The sequence below is a fragment of the Nocardia wallacei genome (assembly GCF_014466955.1).
Taxonomy (GTDB): Bacteria; Actinomycetota; Actinomycetes; order Mycobacteriales; family Mycobacteriaceae; genus Nocardia; species Nocardia wallacei.
The window spans coordinates 7079199-7097628 of record NZ_AP023396.1 but is presented as its reverse complement, the minus strand read 5'-3'; the positions used below and the strand labels follow the sequence as shown (position 1 = coordinate 7097628).

The 18430-nt window shown below is 69.9% G+C and carries 16 protein-coding genes; 7 read left to right on the top strand and 9 right to left on the bottom strand.

Annotated elements, in window-relative coordinates; all coding sequences use genetic code 11:
* Positions 1–31: 31 nt before the first annotated feature.
* Both NWFMUON74_RS31735 and NWFMUON74_RS31730 read right to left on the bottom strand, forming a co-directional pair.
* Complete coding sequence (locus tag NWFMUON74_RS31735) at positions 32–1273, bottom strand: lipase family protein (protein ID WP_187685387.1); 1242 nt, start codon at positions 1271–1273, stop codon at positions 32–34.
* A gap of 124 nt (positions 1274–1397) precedes the next feature.
* Positions 1398–3626, bottom strand: a complete 2229-nt coding sequence (locus NWFMUON74_RS31730) for a SulP family inorganic anion transporter (RefSeq protein ID WP_187685386.1) — start codon at positions 3624–3626, stop codon at positions 1398–1400.
* A gap of 530 nt (positions 3627–4156) precedes the next feature.
* Here NWFMUON74_RS31730 and NWFMUON74_RS31725 point away from each other — a divergent pair.
* Entirely contained in the window at positions 4157–5155 is a 999-nt protein-coding gene (locus NWFMUON74_RS31725) for a M56 family metallopeptidase (RefSeq protein WP_232110701.1), read from the top strand.
* Positions 5156–5157: 2 nt separating this feature from the next.
* Here NWFMUON74_RS31725 and NWFMUON74_RS31720 read toward each other — a convergent pair whose 3' ends face one another.
* From NWFMUON74_RS31720 to NWFMUON74_RS31710, 3 genes are all read right to left on the bottom strand, one after another.
* Positions 5158–5532: a BlaI/MecI/CopY family transcriptional regulator gene (locus NWFMUON74_RS31720; RefSeq protein WP_187685384.1), complete on the bottom strand. Its 375-nt coding sequence runs from the start codon at positions 5530–5532 to the stop codon at positions 5158–5160.
* A gap of 197 nt (positions 5533–5729) precedes the next feature.
* On the bottom strand, positions 5730–6353 hold the full coding sequence (locus NWFMUON74_RS31715) for a TetR/AcrR family transcriptional regulator (protein ID WP_425300637.1): 624 nt from the start codon (positions 6351–6353) through the stop codon (positions 5730–5732).
* 5 nt (positions 6354–6358) lie between these two features.
* Entirely contained in the window at positions 6359–6706 is a 348-nt protein-coding gene (locus tag NWFMUON74_RS31710) for an SPW repeat domain-containing protein (RefSeq protein WP_187685382.1), read from the bottom strand.
* A 207-nt stretch (positions 6707–6913) separates the two neighbouring features.
* Here NWFMUON74_RS31710 and NWFMUON74_RS31705 point away from each other — a divergent pair, with 207 nt between their 5' ends.
* The 3 genes from NWFMUON74_RS31705 (at position 6914) to NWFMUON74_RS31695 (ending at position 10288) form a co-directional block, all read left to right on the top strand.
* Positions 6914–8095 carry an NAD(P)/FAD-dependent oxidoreductase gene (locus tag NWFMUON74_RS31705; RefSeq protein ID WP_187685381.1) on the top strand — a complete coding sequence of 394 codons (1182 nt, stop codon included), beginning with the start codon at positions 6914–6916 and terminating at the stop codon, positions 8093–8095.
* A gap of 670 nt (positions 8096–8765) precedes the next feature.
* Complete coding sequence (locus NWFMUON74_RS31700) at positions 8766–9548, top strand: glutamate racemase (protein WP_187685380.1); 783 nt, start codon at positions 8766–8768, stop codon at positions 9546–9548.
* A complete protein-coding gene (locus tag NWFMUON74_RS31695) occupies positions 9545–10288 on the top strand; it encodes a DNA alkylation repair protein (RefSeq protein ID WP_187685379.1) in 744 nt (247 codons plus the stop codon). Before NWFMUON74_RS31700 ends, NWFMUON74_RS31695 begins: the two co-directional genes overlap by 4 nt.
* Before the next feature lie 12 nt (positions 10289–10300).
* Here NWFMUON74_RS31695 and NWFMUON74_RS31690 read toward each other — a convergent pair whose 3' ends face one another.
* On the bottom strand, positions 10301–11356 hold the full coding sequence (locus NWFMUON74_RS31690; RefSeq protein ID WP_187685378.1) for a ferredoxin--NADP reductase: 1056 nt from the start codon (positions 11354–11356) through the stop codon (positions 10301–10303).
* Between the two features lie 55 nt (positions 11357–11411).
* Positions 11412–12050, bottom strand: coding sequence for a mycofactocin system transcriptional regulator MftR2 (gene mftR2, locus NWFMUON74_RS31685; protein ID WP_187685377.1), 639 nt, complete (start codon positions 12048–12050; stop codon positions 11412–11414).
* A 398-nt stretch (positions 12051–12448) separates the two neighbouring features.
* Between mftR2 and mftF the strand changes: the two genes are divergently transcribed.
* The 3 genes from mftF (at position 12449) to NWFMUON74_RS31670 (ending at position 16206) form a co-directional block, all read left to right on the top strand.
* Entirely contained in the window at positions 12449–13846 is a 1398-nt protein-coding gene (gene mftF / locus NWFMUON74_RS31680; protein ID WP_187685376.1) for a mycofactocin biosynthesis glycosyltransferase MftF, read from the top strand.
* A gap of 66 nt (positions 13847–13912) precedes the next feature.
* Positions 13913–15280, top strand: coding sequence for a GAF domain-containing protein (locus NWFMUON74_RS31675; protein ID WP_232110700.1), 1368 nt, complete (start codon positions 13913–13915; stop codon positions 15278–15280).
* Positions 15281–15498: 218 nt separating this feature from the next.
* The gene (locus NWFMUON74_RS31670) at positions 15499–16206 is read left to right on the top strand and encodes an NUDIX hydrolase (protein ID WP_187685375.1); all 708 of its coding nucleotides are present in this window, start codon (positions 15499–15501) and stop codon (positions 16204–16206) included.
* 6 nt (positions 16207–16212) lie between these two features.
* Here the strand turns inward: NWFMUON74_RS31670 and NWFMUON74_RS31665 are convergent, their stop codons facing one another.
* A complete protein-coding gene (locus NWFMUON74_RS31665) occupies positions 16213–17514 on the bottom strand; it encodes a TetR/AcrR family transcriptional regulator (RefSeq protein WP_187685374.1) in 1302 nt (433 codons plus the stop codon).
* A gap of 33 nt (positions 17515–17547) precedes the next feature.
* Positions 17548–18426 (bottom strand): hypothetical protein, encoded by an 879-nt coding sequence (locus NWFMUON74_RS31660; RefSeq protein ID WP_187685373.1) that lies wholly within the window; start codon positions 18424–18426, stop codon positions 17548–17550.
* Positions 18427–18430 lie beyond the last annotated feature (4 nt).

The window sequence follows — 18430 nt, the reverse complement described above, 5'->3', positions numbered from 1 at the left end:
CGAGTTCAGGGCGCGGCCGCGAGGGCCCGGTTCAGCAGTTCGACGGCGCCGGTTCACCGCGCAAGCGCCCGTCGAGCCAATTGACCATCGACGGCACCCCCAATACGGCCGCCGACAGGTGTTCCGGCGACGGGTTCACCTCGGCCTGCAAACGCACGCCCGCCGCACAGTACCGTCGATTGGTATTGACGATCGCGTCCACCGGAATCAGCGGATCGGTCGGTGAATGCCATTCGAACACAGGCATTTCCGGAATTCCGTCGAACAATTCCAGGCTGTTCTCCGCCACCACGGCCCGCGCCTCGGGACTGTTGATCAACTCGGTGCTCTGGGCGAATTCGAGGGCATTGCGCCCGGCCCCGGCCGCGAGAATCTCGTTGGTGCAGCCGTCGGCCATCGCGTCGCGGGCGGCGAGCCCACGGGCATTCATGTAGTCGCTGATGGGCAGCCGGTCCGGATACTCCCGCTCCAGCCCGATCGCGGCGGCCATCGCCAGCCCGAAGGCCGGATGCGAGTTGGTGCCCAGGGCCTCGACCATGGTCAGCAGATTCATCGGCACACCACCCGCCGCCGCACCGGCGATATCGAGTTCGGGCGCGTAGCGCGGCTGCAGTGCCGCCGCCCAGGCCGTCGCCATGCCGCCGCCGGAGTACCCGGCCATCGCGATCCGGCTGCCGCCGACGCCCAGTTCGGGTACCTGCCTGACCGCGCGGATCCCGTCCAGCGTGATCTGCCCGCCCAGCCGCGCCGCACCGTAGGCGAATCGCGGGCCGAGATGGTCCGGCAGCGCGACGCTCCACCCGCGGGCGAGCAGCACGTTCAACGCCGCGGCCTCGCGCACCTGTAGGTTCGGGTCGGCGGTGTAGAGCACCCGCGACACCGCGCACTCCGAACCGAGCCCGTTGATGATGTGCTGGTACGACAGCAGCGGGTCGCCGGGACGATGGTTGGCCGGGGTCAGCACGGTGGTGGTGGCCGCGATCGGGCGGCCCTGCGAATCGGTCGAGCGGAACTTCACCAGCGTGACCGACGTGCCCGGGAAGGTCAGCAGCGGCGGCATCGCCCGCACCGCCAGCACCTCGCCGGGCTGATGGTCCGCCAGATCCGCGGGCGCCGCGTAGAACGGGTCCGGATCGGGTCGCGGGTAGATCGGCTGGGCGACGGCGGGCGCGGCGAGCGCGACGCCCAGGGCCGCGCCCAGTAGTGCGGTCAGTAGTCGGCGGGGTCCGGGGCGTGTGGCAAGGGACACGATCGTCGGACGAGTCAAATCCATGACCTCCACGGATATTCGCAGCTCAGGAAGACCGGGCAGATGGTATTCAAGTGCGAATCGACCGGGAGGAGGCGCGGACACGCCGACGGCCGGGCCGGGGATTTCCGGCAGCGGCGACAGCGTTTCAGCTGGTCGATTGATCCGATCGGTGATCGGTATCCACGATCTCACCGATGGTATCGGTGGTGATCTCGATGACCCGCGCGGTGCCGATGTCGAAGAACAACCCCGACACCGTGAGGCCGTGCTCGGCGATGGCCCGGCTGACGATCGGATGGGCCTGCAGGGTTTGCAGCTGCACCGCGACGTTCACCATGCTCAGCTGCGCGACCTCGTCGTAGCCCGCGGCCGCGGCGGCGAGGGCCACCGGCGGCGCGGCGCGGAACCGGGCCAGGCTCGGCCGGGCGTGCGCCAGCCATTCCTCGAGCCCGGGGGCGGCGGGAGTGCCGTCCAGGACGGCGCGCATGGCGCCGCACGAGGAGTGCCCGCACACGACGATGTTGCGGACGTGCAGATTCTCGACGGCGAAGGCGAGCGCGGCCTCGATCGAGGCGTCCGAACCGTCGGCGGGGATGAGGTTGCCGACGTTGCGGACGGTGAACAGGTCGCCGGGGCCGCTGTTGGTGATCACGTTGGGCACGATCCGGGAGTCGGCGCAGGTGAGGAACAGCGAGTGCGGGTCCTGCCGATCCCGTAACTCGTCCAGGTGCGGCCGCACCACGTGGGCATGCCCCCGGTGATAGGCGACGATGCCGGTGTTGATGACATTGCCGGTGCGTTCACGCCAGGGCCCGAGGGCACCGTCGAGCAGCCCGCGAGCGCGTCCGCGCCGCGGCGGGCCGTTGAACACGTGTGCCATCCGCGCGGTACCTATCTCGGCGAATTCGACGTTGCCGCCGGTGTTTTCGTGTTGGCGGGCCCAGTCGTGGATGGCTTCGTAGGCGGCGTGGTCGAGGAAGTCGACGGTGAGTTCGACCAGGACGTCGGTGCCGGTGGGGACCTTGGCGAGTTCCTTGGTCAGTTTCGGCAGTGCGAGGAAGGTGCAGGTGCCGTCGATACTGACGATCCACCGCTCGGTGCCGGTGACCGGGGCGGCGTGTACCGATACTTTCACCACCCGCCACAGCAGCAGCACGAACGCCAGCGCCAACCCGATCAGCACGCCCTCGAGCAGGTTCAGCAACACCACCGCGGCGATGGTGACCGCATACACCGCCAGGTCCCCGGTGCGGCGCGCGAGCCGGATATGAGCCAGTTTCACCAACTGGACACCGACCACGATCAGCAATCCCGCCAGCGCCGACTTCGGGATCTGCTGCACCACCCCGACCAGCGCGACGGAGAACACCAGGATCCACACCCCGTGCAGAAACGCCGACGCCTTGGACCGCGCACCCGCGGCGACATTGGTCGAACTCCGCACGATCACCCCGGTCACCGGCAACCCGCCCAGCAACCCCGAGGTCATGTTCGCCGCCCCCTGCGCCATCAACTCCCGATCGAAATTGGTGCGCTTACCGGTGTGCAGCTTGTCCACCGCCACCGCCGACAGCAACGACTCCACACTGGCGATCAACGCGATGGTCAGCACCGCCAGCACCACCGCACCCCAGTCCCCCTCGGGCATCCCCGGCAACCCGATCGCGTCGAACAACGACCCCTCGATCACGATCCGCACCGGCTCACCCGGCAACACCAGCGACAACACCGTCCCGGCCAGCACCGCGACCAACGGCCCGGGAACGATCTTCACCCGCGCCGGCACCCACCGCCACGCCACGATGATCGCGATCACGATCACCCCGGCCACCACATCCGCGCCGTGCAGATGCAGCAACTGCCACGGCAACTCCGTCACGTTCTCCCACGCCGAACTACGCGAGGACCCACCCAGCAGCACATGCACCTGCTGCAACGCGATCGTCACCCCGATACCGGCCAGCATCGCGTGCACCACCACCGGCGCGATCGCCAACGCCGCCCGCGCGATCCGCGACAACCCGAACACCACCTGCAGCAACCCCGCCGCCACCGTGATGAAACACGTTGTCTTCCACCCGAACTGGTGAATGGTCTCCGCGACCACCACCGTCAACCCCGCAGCCGGACCGGACACCTGCAACGGCGCCCCGCCCAGCACCCCCACCACGATCCCGCCCACCGCGGCCGCGATCAACCCCGCCGCGATCGGCGCATCCGACGCGATAGCGATACCCAGCGACAACGGCAGGGCCACCAAGAACACCACAATCGACGCAGGCAGATCATGGCGAGAAACAGAAGACAAACGATCAGACCACGATCTCTCCGGCGAGATCTCCGATCTGGGGGACGTGTCGGTGTCGGTGGACATGTTTCTCCTTCACCGGGGCGGCCACGACCGCGCGATCTCGAGCACGTGGCGCGACCACTGCCAGCGCGCGCTCGCGCGGATGGCGTGTGGGCTCCGGCAATCGGATCGCTCGGGTGAGTCCGATGAGGGGACAGACCCACCCGACCGACCACAACGCCGCCGCGAACGGCGGCGTTTCCACGCCGTGTGCCGGCACGGCGCGAAACCTACTGCCTACGTACGTAGACAGTAGTAGCATGCTTGTCCGGGTTCATGCAATCACTTTGACCCACAACAATTTCCAGGGGTGGGAAGGGTGTCTGCGGAACGGCAGGTCGAACGACGGCGGCTGCGCCGCGGCCGATCCGTGACAGATCAAGCGCATACGGCTCGCCCGAGGCAAGGGTCCCCAACGGTGGATGCACTTACCATACAGGTACGTACATGGCGCATTGCGATCGGGTTGACACGAGATTGCGCTCCGGCTCCGCCACCCTCGACAGGAAGTCCACCCCATGAGTCTCGCGGTGTGCTTGGTGCTCTGCGGTTCCGTGACAGCACTTCTCGCTCCGGCGCTGCTCGCGCGCGCCGTCGGTGCCGAACGCAGTCCGCGCCTCGGGCTGATCGCGTGGATGGGGGTCATCGGCGCGGTCACGGCGGCGTGGGCGGCCGCGCTCGTCCTGGTGATCGTCGACGCGCTGCGCGATCTGACCCGGCCGGGCTGCCCGAGCCTCGGCGACACCTGCGTCACCCGGCTGCACGACACCGTCGTGGGCGGCTACGGCGCCGCGGTCGAGGGCGGGCTGCTGCTCGTCGGTGTCGTCACGACGGTCACGGCGCTGGTCACGGCGGGCCGCCTGATCCGAATGCTGGTGCGGGCGCGTCGCATTACGCACGAACACGCACGCATGGTTCGAATCGCCGGTCGGTACAACGCTTTCCTCGACGCGGTGGTTCTCGACGTCGCCGAGCCCGCCGCCTATTGCGTGGCAGGCAAGGAGGGCACCGTCGTCGTCACCCGCGGGACCATCGCGGCCCTCGACGAGGATCACCTCGCGGCCGTGCTCGCGCACGAGCGGGCGCATCTCGCCGGGCGGCATCATCTGCTGCTGGGCACGACCCGCGGGCTGGCCACGGTGTTCCCGCGGATCCGGCTGTTCACCCGCGGCGCGGTCGAGGTCGCGCGGCTGGCGGAGATGTGCGCCGACGACGCGGCGGCCCGGATTCACGGACCGCGCACCGTGATTCGGGCGCTGCTCGCCCTGTCCGGTGTGGCGGCCGACGCGGCGGGTCCGATCGAGGCGACCGGGGCCTGGCTACCGGACCGGGTGGATCGCCTGGTGCTCGCGGCCTGCCCGGTCCCCTTCGCCCGCGATCCGCTGCGGCACCCGGCGCTCTCGGTCGCGACGATCGGTTCGGCCATCGCGACCGTGCTCGCCGCGGCGAGTATCGCGGTGTGCGCGCCCGAGCAGGTCTCGCCGGCGCACGCGCCGCGTCCGATGTCGGCCCGGGCGGCGCATCTTCCGGCGGTGCCGACGCTCCTGCGCTGAGGTCACTCGCAGGCGCGGTGCCCCCGCCTGCACAGCGCCGCGTGCAGACTGTCGGACTCCTCGGCGCTGATGCCGTCGACGAAATGCGCCAGCACCAGGTCGGCCCGGCCGCCGCGCCCGAGCGCCTCGCGCATCAGCCGGGCGCTGTACTGCTCGCGCGTCAGCACCGCCCGGTAGCGGTAGGCCCGCCCCGCGCGCTCGCGTTCCAGCCAGCCCTTGCGGTGCAGATTGTCCATGGTGGACAGGACCGTGGTGTAGGCGATGCTGCGTTCTCCGGACAGTTCCTCGAACACCTCGCGCACCGTCGTCGGCGACGTGCGTCGCCAGACTCGATCCATCACCACGGCCTCCAGGTCTCCGAAACCCCGTGCGTCCACGGCCGTTCTCCCTCATCGTCACGGCTCGGGCGCAGCTGTCGCGCACCGATGCCGGATGCGGTGTCGCCGGCACGACGGTCCGCATCCGTAGCGTGCCGGCGGCTTCGCCGCGGCACGGTCTACGTAGGGGTGAGCGTAATTCATCGACGGCACGGGCAATACCCGAATCCGTTGCCGGTGGCTATCGGCCGCCGGGCTCAGCCGAGTTGGGTCATGCCCGCCGCGATGACCTGGGAGAGATTGAGAATCTCGTCGGTGGTCGGCAGGGTGAGGCCGTCGAGCGCGTGCAGGCGGTCGGTGGTGGTGATGGCCAGTACTCCCGAGACCCAGGCCGTGGCGCACGCGCGCAGCGTGCCCGGCTGTACCGGGGCGGGCGCGCTGGCCTGCAGCACGCGGGCGGTGACGTCGAGCAGCTGATCGCGAATGCGCCGCAACTGCTTTCGGACGTCGGGGTGGGTGTCGGCCTCGCGCCACATGATCACGCGCAGCACGGAGGAGTGATGGTCGCGCAGGTTCAGCGCGGCGTCCAGGTTCACCAGGCTGGTGGCGGGATCGCCCGGGGTGACGACGGTTTCGATGTCGGTGAGCGGCTGCGCGGGCACCCGCTCGGCCATCAGCGCCGACAGGATCGAATCCTTGGTGGGGAAGTAGTAGAAGACCAAGCCCTTCGGGACGCCCGCGGACGTGGCGATGGCCGCCGTTGCGGTGGCGTCGAAACCCTGTGCCGCGAAAAGGTTCTCGGCGGCGTCCAGGATGAGCTGACGGGCGTCGCCGTCGACCTTGCTGCGCCGGCGACGCCCCGCTCGATGGGGTTTGGGCATATGCATCAGTGAGCAGTATGCAGGCGCGCCGTCACTTGGGGAAGCGCCGCCACCGCGACGACGACGGTCAGCACTCCGACGATCCACGCGGTCCAGGAGGCGCCACTGAATGCGTCGTAGTTCATCACCCACGGGGAGATGAACAGCAGCACGCCGAGCGCGCCCATCGCGTAGTCCAACTCCGACATCGCCGGGCGTGCCAGCTGTGCCAGACCGGTCAGGGCGATCAGCACGCCGAGGACGATCAGCGTCCACGTCGCCCGGGAACTGGTGTCGACCCAGAGGGGTGACAGCGCGGTGAAGGCGCCGAGCACGATGGCTACGAAATCCTGCGCGCGACTCTCGGTGAACATTGTTGCCTCCTCGAGGACTGGGGATATGTCCACCTCCCGGTATAGACCTGATTGACCGCCCGATCAATACCTGGCGGAGCAAGATTGTGCAGCGGTTTCCGGTGTGGCGGTCGTCACCCGGATGGAAAATAGAACAGGTTCTAGAATATGGTCGGTTATCGTGTTCTCCATTTCAGTGACCATGACTTCCGACCCGGGGGAGATGCGATGAGCGAGCGGCCCATTGTTGTTGTCGGAGCGGGTCTGGCGGGCCTGCGCGCGGCGGAGGAGCTGCGCCGCGGCGGCTATTCCGGCGGGCTGGTCCTGGTCGGTGACGAGGCGCGGCTGCCCTACGACCGGCCGCCGCTGTCCAAGCAGTTCGTGCGCGGGGAGACCGACGACACCACGCTGCGTCCCGCCGAGTTCTTCGCGGAGAAGGACATCGAGTTGCGCCTGGACGCCGCCGCGACGGGGGTCGACACCGCCGCGCGGCAGGTTCGCCTCGCCGACGGCGACGTGCTCGATTACGACCAGCTGATCATCGCGACCGGCTTGCGGCCCAAGCGGATTCCCGGCCTGCCCGCGGTGTCCGGCGTGCACGTGCTGCGCCGCCACGACGACGCCGTCGCGCTGCGCGACGAGCTGGCCCGCGCGTCCCGGGCCGTGGTGGTGGGCGCGGGTTTCATCGGCTGCGAGGTGACGGCCAGCCTGCGCACGCGCGGGGTGGACGTGGTGCTGGTGGAGCCGCAGCCGCAACCGCTGGCCGCGTCGCTGGGGGCGGAGGTCGGCGGGCTGGTCGCCCGGTTGCACCGGGCCGAGGGCGTCGATCTGCGCTGCGGCACCGGGATGGATTCGCTTGTGGTCGAGGGTGATTCGGTCGCCGGGGTGCGGCTGTCGGATGGTACCGAGGTGGCCGCCGAACTGGTGGTGATCGGCGTCGGCTCGGTGCCGGTGACCGACTGGCTGGCCGGTTCCGGTATCCCTCTCGCCGAGCCCGCTGCCGGTGGTGGCGTGCTCGCCGACGAGGTGGGCCGCACGGCGGTGGACGGCGTGTGGGCGATCGGCGACGTGGCCGCGTGGCGGCACCCGACCGGCCGGCACAAGCGCGTCGAACACTGGACCAACGCCGGCGAACAGGCCCAACTGCTCACCGCCGCGCTCCTGGGCACGGACCCGCCCGCCGCTGCCCGCGTCCCCTACGTCTGGAGCGACCAGTACGACCTGAAAATCCAGGTCCTGGGCACCCCCGCGGCCGCCGACGAGGTCCGGCTCATCGAGGACGACGGCCGCAAATTCCTCGCCCACTACTTCGCCGACGGCACCCTCACCGCGGTCATCGGCGCCGGCAAAACCGGCGCGGTAATGAAAATGCGCGCCCAGCTGGCCGCCGCGGCCACCCCCGTCCCCTGAGCCTCACCGCACTCCCACGGTCCCGACACCCGCTGTCCCACCGGTCGGCACGGTGTCTGTGCCCGTACTACGCGCTGCGGTGAGGTGCGCCGGTCCGCGTCGCCGGTGCATGCGATATCGCCGGCGCTCCCGTCCTGTCGTCCGCAGTGCTGGTGCGGTTCATGTCGACGGTCGGCGCGGTTTCTATGCCCTGCCGCAGGTGGTAGTGGCGAATTCATGCCTGTTGCATCGGTGGTGTACTCGGTGTGGCGCGGGCGGTCGTAGACCGTGCGCGCCTGTCGCGTCGGCGGTGTGTGCGATGTCGCCAGCGCTGTCGCGCTCCCGTCCTGTCGTCTGCGGTGCTGGTTCGGTTCGTGTCTACCGGACGGCGAGATGTCTGTGCATTGCCGCGGGCGGTCGTAGAGCGTGCGCGCCTGTCGCGTCGGTGGTGTGTGCGGTGTCGTCGGCGCTGTCGCGCTCCCTTCTGTCGTCCGCAGTGCTGGTGCGTTTCGTCTATCGGTCGGCGCGGTGTCTGTGCATTGCAGCGGGCGGTGGTGGAGCGTGCGCGTCTGTTTCGTCGGTGGTGTGGCGCGGGCGGTGAGCTGGTTCGTGGTGTGCGCCGTGCGGTGTCGGTGGTGTGCGCGGATGGGTGGGTGTGGTGGGGTGGGTGGGCGCTAATAAGGTTGCGGGTGTGATCGTCGCGCTCATCGATTCCGGACTGGGGATGTTGCCCACGGGGGCGTGGCTGCGGAAGTTGCGGCCCGATCTGGATCTGTTGTTGCAGACCGACCCCGATGGCGCTCCGTGGGGGCCGAAGCCGGAACCGTGGGTGGTGGAGCGGGTGCTGCGGGCCGCGCGGCGGGCGCTGGAGCTGGGCGCCGAGGTGATCGTGCTGCCGTGCAATACGGCCAGCGTGACGGCGCTCGAGCACGTGCGGGCGGCGGTCGGGCCGCAGGTCCCGGTGGTCGGGACCGTGCCCGCGATCAAGCCCGCCGCCGCGGCCTGCCGCCGGGTGGCCGTGTGGGCGACGGCCGCGACCACCGCCAGCCGGTACCAGGCGGACCTGATCGCGCGCTTCGGTGGCGACGCCGAGGTGACGGGCGTCGCCTGCCACGGCCTCGCCGACGCCATCGACCGCGGCGACCTGGCGGCGATCGAACTGGCCATCGCGCAGGCCGCCGACCGCACCCCGCCCGAAACCGAGGGCGTGGTGCTCGGCTGCACCCACTACCCCCTGGTGCTGGATTCGATCGTGGCCGCCCTGCCCGCCGGGGTGCGGCTGTTCGACAGCGCGGAAGCCGTTGCCGCCCAGACCCTGCGGCGCATGGATGCCCTCGGCCGCCCGACCGCGGGCACCGGCGCGGTCACGGTGCTGAACAGCGGCCGCCCGGGCGCGCTGCCCGGGGCCGCGGCGGCCTATGAGTCGGGCCGGATTCTCGGCGCCCGCGAGCCGGTGCAGCGGGCAGTCCCGTGACCGAGCCCGCCCCGACCGCCGCCGCGGTGCGCAAGGCGTTGGCGGACATCGCCGATCCCGCGGACGCGATCCATCTGCAACGCTTCTTCAAGACCGGTCCCGGTGAGTACGGCGAGGGCGACGTATTTCTCGGGGTACGCGTCCCCCAGACCCGCGCGGTAGCCAAACGCTTCGCACTGCTACCGCTCTCGGAGATAGACGAGCTGCTCGACAGCCCGGTGCACGAGCACCGCCTGGCCGGACTGGTCCTGCTCAACAACGCCATGGCCAAGGCGATGAAACCGCGCACCGAAGATCGTGCCGCACAACAGGAGATCGTCGACCGCTACCTGTCGGCCGTACGCCGCGGCCGCGTGAACAACTGGGACCTGGTGGACGTCTCGGCCGAGAACATCCTCGGCCCCTGGCTGCTGAACCGCCCCCGTGACCTGCTCTTCGAACTGGCACAGCGGAATTCGCTGTGGGAGCCACGAGTCGCCCTCTTGACGACCTTCGCATTCATCAAGGCCGGGGACGCCACAACCACTGTCGAACTCTGCGAAATCCTGCTCGGCGATCGCCGCGACCTGATCCAGAAAGCCGTCGGCTGGATGCTGCGCGAGGTGGGCAAGCGCATCGACCGCACCCTGCTGACCGCTTTCCTGGATCGCCACGCCGCCGAAATGGGCCGCACCGCACTGAGTTACGCCACCGAACATCTCGATCCCGCAGCGCGACAGGCATACCGGTCGATGCGCTGAGGCATCGACAACTCAGAACTGGATCTTCAAATGGTCGGTCACCGGATGCGCCTGGCAGCCGAGAATGTACCCGGCCTCGATATCCTCCGGATCGAGAATCTCGGAGTTGTCCATCTCGACCTTCCCCTCGAGCACGGTGCAGGCGCACGACCCGCACTCACCCTCCTGACACGAGTACGGAACGTCGATGCCCTTGGACAGCATGATGTCCACCAGCGTCTGCCTCCGCGGCCACGACAGGTTGTGCACCTCCCCGTCCAGCTCCACCTCGACGGTAGCGGCGTCGGCCTGTTCCTCGTCGCTCAACTCGACCGGTGCGGTATCCGCGAACGGATCACCCGCCAGCGAGTTGAAGATCTCGGCGTGCGTGCGGTCGCGCGGCACCTCCAGCTGAGCCAGCGCGTCGTGCACCCGGTCCATGAACGCCTTCGGCCCGCACATGAAGGCGCGGCGGTCGGTGTAGGGCGCGGCCACGGCGGCCAGCGCGTCCACACTCGGCAGACCCTGCAGCGTTTCCAGCCAGTGCACGACGACCAGCCGCTGCGGATTCTTGTCCGCCAGCTCCCGCAATTCGCCCGCGAAGATCACCGATTCGGCATCGCGGTTGGCGTACACGAGCACGATCCGGCCGCTGCCGCGCGCCAGCGCCGACTTCAGGATGGACATCACCGGTGTGATGCCGCTGCCCGCCGCGAACAGCAGCAGATCCTCGTCGAGGTCCTTGGGCGTGAAGATGCCCGAGGGCGGCAGTACTTCCAGTTCGTCACCCGCGCGCACGTTGTCGCACACCCAGTTCGAGGCGTAGCCGTCGACGGTGCGCTTCACCGTGACCTTCGGCCGATCGTCGGTATAGGGCGAGCTGGCCAGCGAGTAGCAGCGCGCCACCGAGCCGGTGCGCTCGCTCGGGATGCGCAGAGTGAGGAACTGGCCGGGCTTGTACGCGAACCGTTCGCGCAGCTCCTCGGGCACGTCGAACACCAGCGAACAGGCGTCGCCCGTCTCGGTGATCACCGCGGAGACCCGCAGCACGGCCGAACGCGAGCTGTGCGGTACGTCGACAGTGGTCATGATGTCCTCTCGAGCCGGGCAGTCCGAGCCGCCGAAACTAGAACGTGTTCTAATTTCATCGTACGTGCCCATCCCGCTGCCGGACAAGCTGGGCCTCCAGACCCGCGATCAACACCTCCATGCCGAAGTCGTAGGTGTACTTGCCGCGCAGGTCACCCATGTATCGCAGGACACGCGAGACGGCGTCGGGCAGCTGGTTGTCGGTCAGGGCGGAGCGGTCGCGCGGATTCACCCGGGCGCGCCCGAACAGATAGGTGTGAATGGTGGCATAGGCGGCCAGCACATTGCGATCGTCGAACCCGGCATCGAACAGGATCTCCATGATCGAGGCGATGAGATCGAGCTGTTTGCCGAGCATCTGCTCGATGAGTACATCGCCGAGGCCCGGATGCTTGCGCAATTTCTCATCGATCTGATCGATGAGGTCCCGCAGCCGGCGCTGCCACGGCCCGGCCTCGGGCGGTGGTTTGCGGACGCCGGTCAGCGCGGCGGTGGCGACGAGGTCGAGCAGTTCGCGTTTGTCGGCGACGTAGTAATAAGGCGCCATCGGCGAGACGCCGAGTTCGCGCGAGAGTCGGCGCATGGACAACTTCTCCACGCCGTCCGCGCGCACCACCCGCAGCGCCGCCTCGACGATCTCCGATTCCGACAGGGTCTGGTTCGCGCCGCCTCCGGCCCCTCCCTGATTACGCAAGCCGCCGCCTCCGGGCCTGACACTCGCGGCGCATCACCGTGCCGCCCCGGCTCGTCTGCATCCGTCCGACTCCCAGCTGCCATTCGTTCCACCTGCTGTTTCCCTCCGCAGTGTAGAGCGCGTGTGCGCGGCCGGGTCCGCGTGTGCGCGGCCCGCGGGTGTGGCGCACCGCTGCGGACGCACCACTGCGTTAGCCGAAGGTGAACTACATACTGGCCGAACGTGTTCTGCCGCACTGCCGCCGGAGCGATTGCCAGCTGATTGCCAGCAACCAAATCGAATAGCCACCCGGGTATCGCGCCGACGTGGCGCGCGGTGCGGTGGTATTCCTATCGAATTCGATCCGTTTTTTTCGACACGTGCCGCCCGGATGGCCCTCAGCGCATAGCATTCCTGGAATGCGCCATGATCGACTGCCCGACGGGTTCGGGGTGCGAATCGATCCTCGGGTGCGCACCTACTCCGGTGGGCGGTTCCTGGTCGGTGGCTCGCCGACGAGGTTGCTGCGACTTGCGCCGGAGGCGGCCGCCCTGATCGGTGACGGGTATCTGGAGGTGACCGATCCGAAGTCCGCAGTGGTTGCCAGACGGCTGCTCGATTCCGGTGTGGCCAACCCGCGCCCGCGGCTGCTGCCCTCGCCGGAGGATGTCACCGTCGTGATCCCGCACTGCAACGACGCCGCCGGGCTGGAACGGCTGCTGGGCGCGTTGCGCGGGCACAGCGTGGTGGTCGTCGACGATGGCTCCGACCGTCCGGTACGCATACCGCCGAGGCGCGTCCGCTGCCGGGTGACGGTGCTGCGCCACGACCGCAGGCACGGCCCCGCCGCGGCGCGCAATGCCGGGCTGCGCGCCGCCACAACCGAATTCGTGGCCTTCCTGGACTCCGACGTGGTCCCCAAGGCCGGATGGCTCGAGGTGATGCTGGGCCACTTCAGCGACCCGGAGGTCGCGCTGGTGGCGCCCCGTATCGTGGCGCGCGAGCCCGACACCACCGTGCTCGGCCGCTACGAGCAGACCCGCTCCACGTTGGACCACGGCCGGCGCGAGGCCGCGGTCACCTCGCGCGGCGCGGTGTCCTACGTGCCGGGCGCGGCGTTGCTGGTGCGCCGGCGCGCGCTGCTGCACGAGGGCGGCTTCGACGAGCAGATGCGCTCGGCGGCCGATATCGACCTGTGCTGGCGGCTGGAGCGGGCGGGCTGGCGGCTGCGGTACGAGCCGGCGGCGCACGTGGCCTGCGATCATCCGGCCTCGTTCGGAAAGTGGTTCGGCGGCAAGGTATCCCACGGGGCGAGCGCGGCGCCGCTGGCGCGCCGGCACGCCGGGGTGGTGGCGCCGCTGTCGGTGCCGTTCTGGTCGGTGGTGGCGACGGCCCTGCTGGCGACCGCCTCGCGCTGGGGTGTGCTGGGCGGACTGGCCACGCTGGTGGCGGCGCTGGTGCGGCTGCGGCGGGTCTTCGCCGAGTTGGACAACCCGACCCGGGTGGCGGCGATCCAGTTGGCGCGCGGCTTCTCCGGCGGCGTGTGGCGGATCGTGTCCGCGCTGTGCCGGCACTACTGGCCCGTCACCGTGCTGGCGATGGTGGTCTCGCGGCGGATCCGGCGCATCGCGGTGACGATGGCGGTGGCCGACGGGCTGGCCGACTGGTTCACCCATCGAGATGCCGGCGGCCTGGATCCGGTGCGCTACCTGGTCTGCAAGCGGCTCGACGACCTCGCCTACGGCACCGGATTGTGGTGGGGCGCGGCCCGGGTGCGGAACCTTACCGCGCTGCGCCCGGCAGTCCCGCCGCACTGACGATCGCGGCGCCCGGCCGTGCTCGCCCGAAATCCGTCCGGGCTGCCGATACGCTCCGATACCGGAATGATGAGCCGAATGGTCGGCGATCTCGGAGGCGGCGGTGTGGTGACGCACGAGGCGGGGCCGCGACTGGACGAGCTGGAAAGCCATGCGGCTCAGGCGCACCACCACCTGGCGGCGGGGCCCGCCGAGTGGTATCGGCTGCCCGGACTGCTGCGGCCGCCGCTGCTGGACTCCTGGCTGCGCTCGCTGCGCGCCGGACTCGACCCGGCCGGCGGTCCGGACCGGCGTGGCCTGCGCGGGGCCGAGTTGTCCCGCTGCCGCGACGGTCATCCCCTCGCCGCGGTGCTGCCGCTGATCGACGAGCTGCTGCTATGTGAGGGCGCCGGAGCCGGGCTGGTGGTCGTGATCGCGGATCGGCACGGCCGGGTGCTGTGGACGCTGGGCGCCCCGAATCGGATTGCGGCGCTGGCCGATACGGGCCTGCGCGAGGGCGACGACCTGAGCGAACGCCGCGCGGGCGCCAATGCCGTGGCGCTCGCGGTGCGCACCGGTCGCCCGGCGTGGGTGCACGGCCCCGAGCACTACCTGCGGCGGATGCGTGCGGTGACCGGAGCGGCCGCGCCCGTGCGCGCTCCCGGCGGGCGGCTCACCGGCGTGCTGATGCTCGCCGGTGACCCCCGGGTGGTGCGGCCGGACCTGTCGGCACTGGTGCGGGCCGCGGCGACCGCCGTGGAACTGGAACTGGAACTGGCCGCGTATCGGCGGCGGTGGCCCGAACCGGATTCGGGTGATACGAACGCCGATTCGACGGCGGCCCGGTTGCGGCTCGAGGTACTCGGTCGCGGGCAGCCGCTGCTGACCGTGTCCGGTGAGCGAATCGTGGTGTCGCAGCGGCACGCCGAGATCCTCCTGCTGCTGGCCGAACGGCCGGACGGATTGTCGGCCGACCACCTGGCTCTGCTGCTGGACGAGACCGACCTCGACAACACCACCGTCCGGGCGGCGATGTCGCGCTTGCGCACGGTGGCCGGACCGGACATCCTCGATTCGCGCCCCTACCGCCTGCGAGGCTGCGTCGCAACGGATGTGGCGGCCCTGCAGACCGCGTTGGATGCCGCCGACATACCGGCCGCCGTACGGCTCTACGCCGGGCCGGTGCTGCCGCGCTCCACCGCACCGGGCATCGTCGACCTCCGCGACGAGGTGCGGCGGCGGCTGCACGCCGCGGTGCTCGATTCCGGCGATCCGGCCGTGCTCGGCCACTGGACCGCCCGCGCCGACGGGCGCGACGATGTCGCGGCGTGGTGCGCCTATCGCGCTGTGGTGGAGCGTGATTGCGAGCTGTACACGCAGGTGGAGGCCAAAATCCGGCTGCTGGAACGGCAGCGGGCCACCGACCCGATGCTGACGCGCGACGCGGGCCGCTAGCCGCTGCGCCGGATTTGTCGCCCCGGGCAGGTACCCTGAACACCGGAGTGGCCCAGTTCGACTTTCAAGTAAGGCCCTCCGAGGCTTCGTCGGTGCCGGTCCCGGGGAAGGTCCGGCACCGACGGGCCACCGTTCCCGGGTCCTCCATTCCCTCGCGCGGTTGTCGCCGGAATGCCATCGCTCTGCTTATCGTCATTCTGACGAATACAATCGCGGCCATGGGCAATGCTTTTCGCCTCAATGCCGCGGTGGGGGTGGATCTGGTCGTGCTGACCCTCGGCGCCCGGCGGTCGACCAACGACACGCTGTGCGCGCTGTTGATCCAGCGGCTGTACGCCCCCTACCGCGGAAGGTGGGCACTGCCCGGCGGATTCGTGCAGCAGGACGAGAGCCTGTCGGCGGCGGCGGTGCGGGTATTGCGCGAGGAGACGGGAATTCGGGCCGATCGCCTGCATCTGGAGCAGCTGGCCACCTACGGCGAACCCGGGCGGGATCCGCGCGGGCGCGTGATCAGCACGGCCTACCTCGCGCTGGTGCCGAATCTGCCCGCGCCGCAGGCCGGTCCGGACGCGTCGGCGGCGGCCATCTGGTCGGTGGAGGAGTTGCTGGTCGAGCGGGGCCGGGTGGCGTTCGACCACCGCCGGATCCTGACCGATGGCGTGGAGCGGGCGCGCGCCAAACTCGAGTACACGCCACTGGCCACCGCGTTCTGCGCGCCCGAATTCACCGTCGCCGAGCTGCGCCGAGTCTACGAGGTGGTGTGGGGGACCAGCATCGATCCCCGCAATTTCCACCGGAAGGTCACCAGCACACCGGGTTTCGTGGAACCGACCGGCCGCACCACGGTGGGCGGCGGCCGCCCGGCTCAGCTGTTCCGGGCCGGGCCCGCCCGGGTGCTGCATCCGCCGATGTTGCGGCCCAGCTGATCTCGGCTACTGCGACTGCGGCCGCCCGAACACGATCACTTCCATGAGGGCGGCGACCCGATCGGGCGGGCAGATGTGCGCGTCGTTGCCGAACACCCGGCCCAGATCGACCACGAGCCCGAAGGCCGCCTGCACCAGGATGCGCGCCTGCGCTTCGGACAGTTCCGGACGCACCTCGACCAGCAGCTTCACCCATTCGGCGACGATGAGCCGCTGGATGTTGCGCAGCATCGTCCGCTCCTCGGCCGCCACGTGACCGAACTCCGCGTAGTACACGAAGGTCAGCTCGCGCTCGGCGAACGAGCCGGCGACGTACAGGTCGATCAGCTTGGACAGCGCCTCGGCGGGCGTCGGCGAGGCCGCCACCGCCGGTCCGATCGCGCCCGACATCCGGTCGGCGGCGCGGCGGAACGCCGCGGCCAGCAGATCGCTCTTGCTGCGGTAGTAGCGATAGACCGCCGAGGCCGCCGACAGATCGGCCGCCATCGCGATGTCCTCGACGCTGACGTTCGGATAACCGCGCTCGTGGAACAGCTCGACGGCCTTCTTCAACAGCAGTTCGTGCTTGAACGACTGCGGAATCTCCACCGCGCGCGGCGGCCGCGGCGGCGCCTCCGCGGTCGGCAGATCGGCGCGGATGAGCGCCCACGCCGCCGAATTCAGCACGGCCGTCATGGGTTTCACCGGCAGCGTGGCGTGATGGTCGCCGATGCTGCTGATCACGCTGAACACCGCCACCGCGCGGACCAGCCGGTCGCGCCGGGACAGTTCGGGCCGCAGTTCGCCGATCAGGTCGCGCAGGGTGGTGAGGGCGGTGGCGAACTGGTCGTCGAGGGTCCGGCGATCGTCGTCCTCGAGGTAGCGCCGCTCCCAGCGGACCAGCGCGACCGTCGGCCGATTGGCGATGGTGTCGGCGATGATCGCGTCGACCACCTGATCGAGCCGCTGCTCGGCGGGCCGGCCCGCACTCTCCTCGGGCAGCGTGACCGCCGCGACGGTGGCCGCGCCCAGCCGCAGCAGTTCCTCCCGGAACAGCGCGTACTTACTCGGATAGTGCCGATACAGCGCGGCGGAGGAGATGCCGAGCTTGGTGGCGATGTCCTCCATGCTGACGCCGTGGTAGCCCAGCGAACCGAAGGCGGCCGCGGAGGTCGCCGCGATCTGCGCCCGGCGGTTCTTCGGCCGCCGCCGGATCACGCGCTCCTCCGGTTTTGTTGTCGCCTGTTCTGCGTGGTGCGCGGTGCCGCGCTGTCCTCGGCTCACGTTCTGGCCTGTCTCTCTGGTGCGGCGCGTCGGGCCGACGTTCATGGACGCCATGGTAGCTACCAGGCGATTTATCATTCACGGCCGCGGCGGCGCCAACGGAGTGTCGATCTTGTTGACCAGCCAGCGGTCACCGTCCTTCTCCAGGCGCATGACGACCGACAACTGTCCCTTCTCCGGCTGTCCCTTGGTTCCGAGGCTGGTGATCGTCTGCCCCATCACGACCAGCGCCTCGGCGGAGGTCTCGTCCGCGCTGCGGATGGCGCACTGGACGTCGTCGGTCTTGGCCACCACCTCGCCCTTCACCAGGACGTCGCCGAGGTCGCGGCTGGTGGTCTCGAACTGCTTGCGCCAATCTCCGGTGGCGCCGGCGAGCACCCCCTGCACGTAGTGGTCCAGATTCTTCGCGTCGTAGGTCGACAGCACCGGCCCGTAGCCGCACGCGGCCTGCCGCGCCTGCTCCTGCGCGGTGAGCAGATCCTGCTTGTCCTCGTTCTGCACATAAAAGTAGCCGCTCCCGGCCACGGCCGCGCCGAGTACCACGGCGCCAGCGGCACGAAGGGCGATCCGCCCGGCACGGCCCAAGGGAGGCGGCCGCAACCTGCGGAGACGGGAAGACATGCCCGCGGGTGCGGGTGAGTCGACGGCGTCGGTCGCCCTTGCCTCGGATTCCGTTGTAGTGGAAGAGGAGTCGGCCCCCGATCCCACGGCGGTGGCAGTGGTGTCGGCGTCGGAGACCACGGTGTCGGTGTCGGAGACCACGGCGTCGGTGTTCGGGTCCACGGCGGTCGAGTCCGCGTCGGCATGGGGGCTCGCGGTGGTGGAGTCGGTGTCGGTGCTCGAGCCGGAGGTGGCGGAAGCCGTTGTGGTGGCGGAAGTCGTTGTGGTGGAGTCCGTGTCGCCGTCGTGGTCGGCGGTGTTCGCGGCGGACGGGGTATCGGGGTTCTTGTCGCTCATGGGT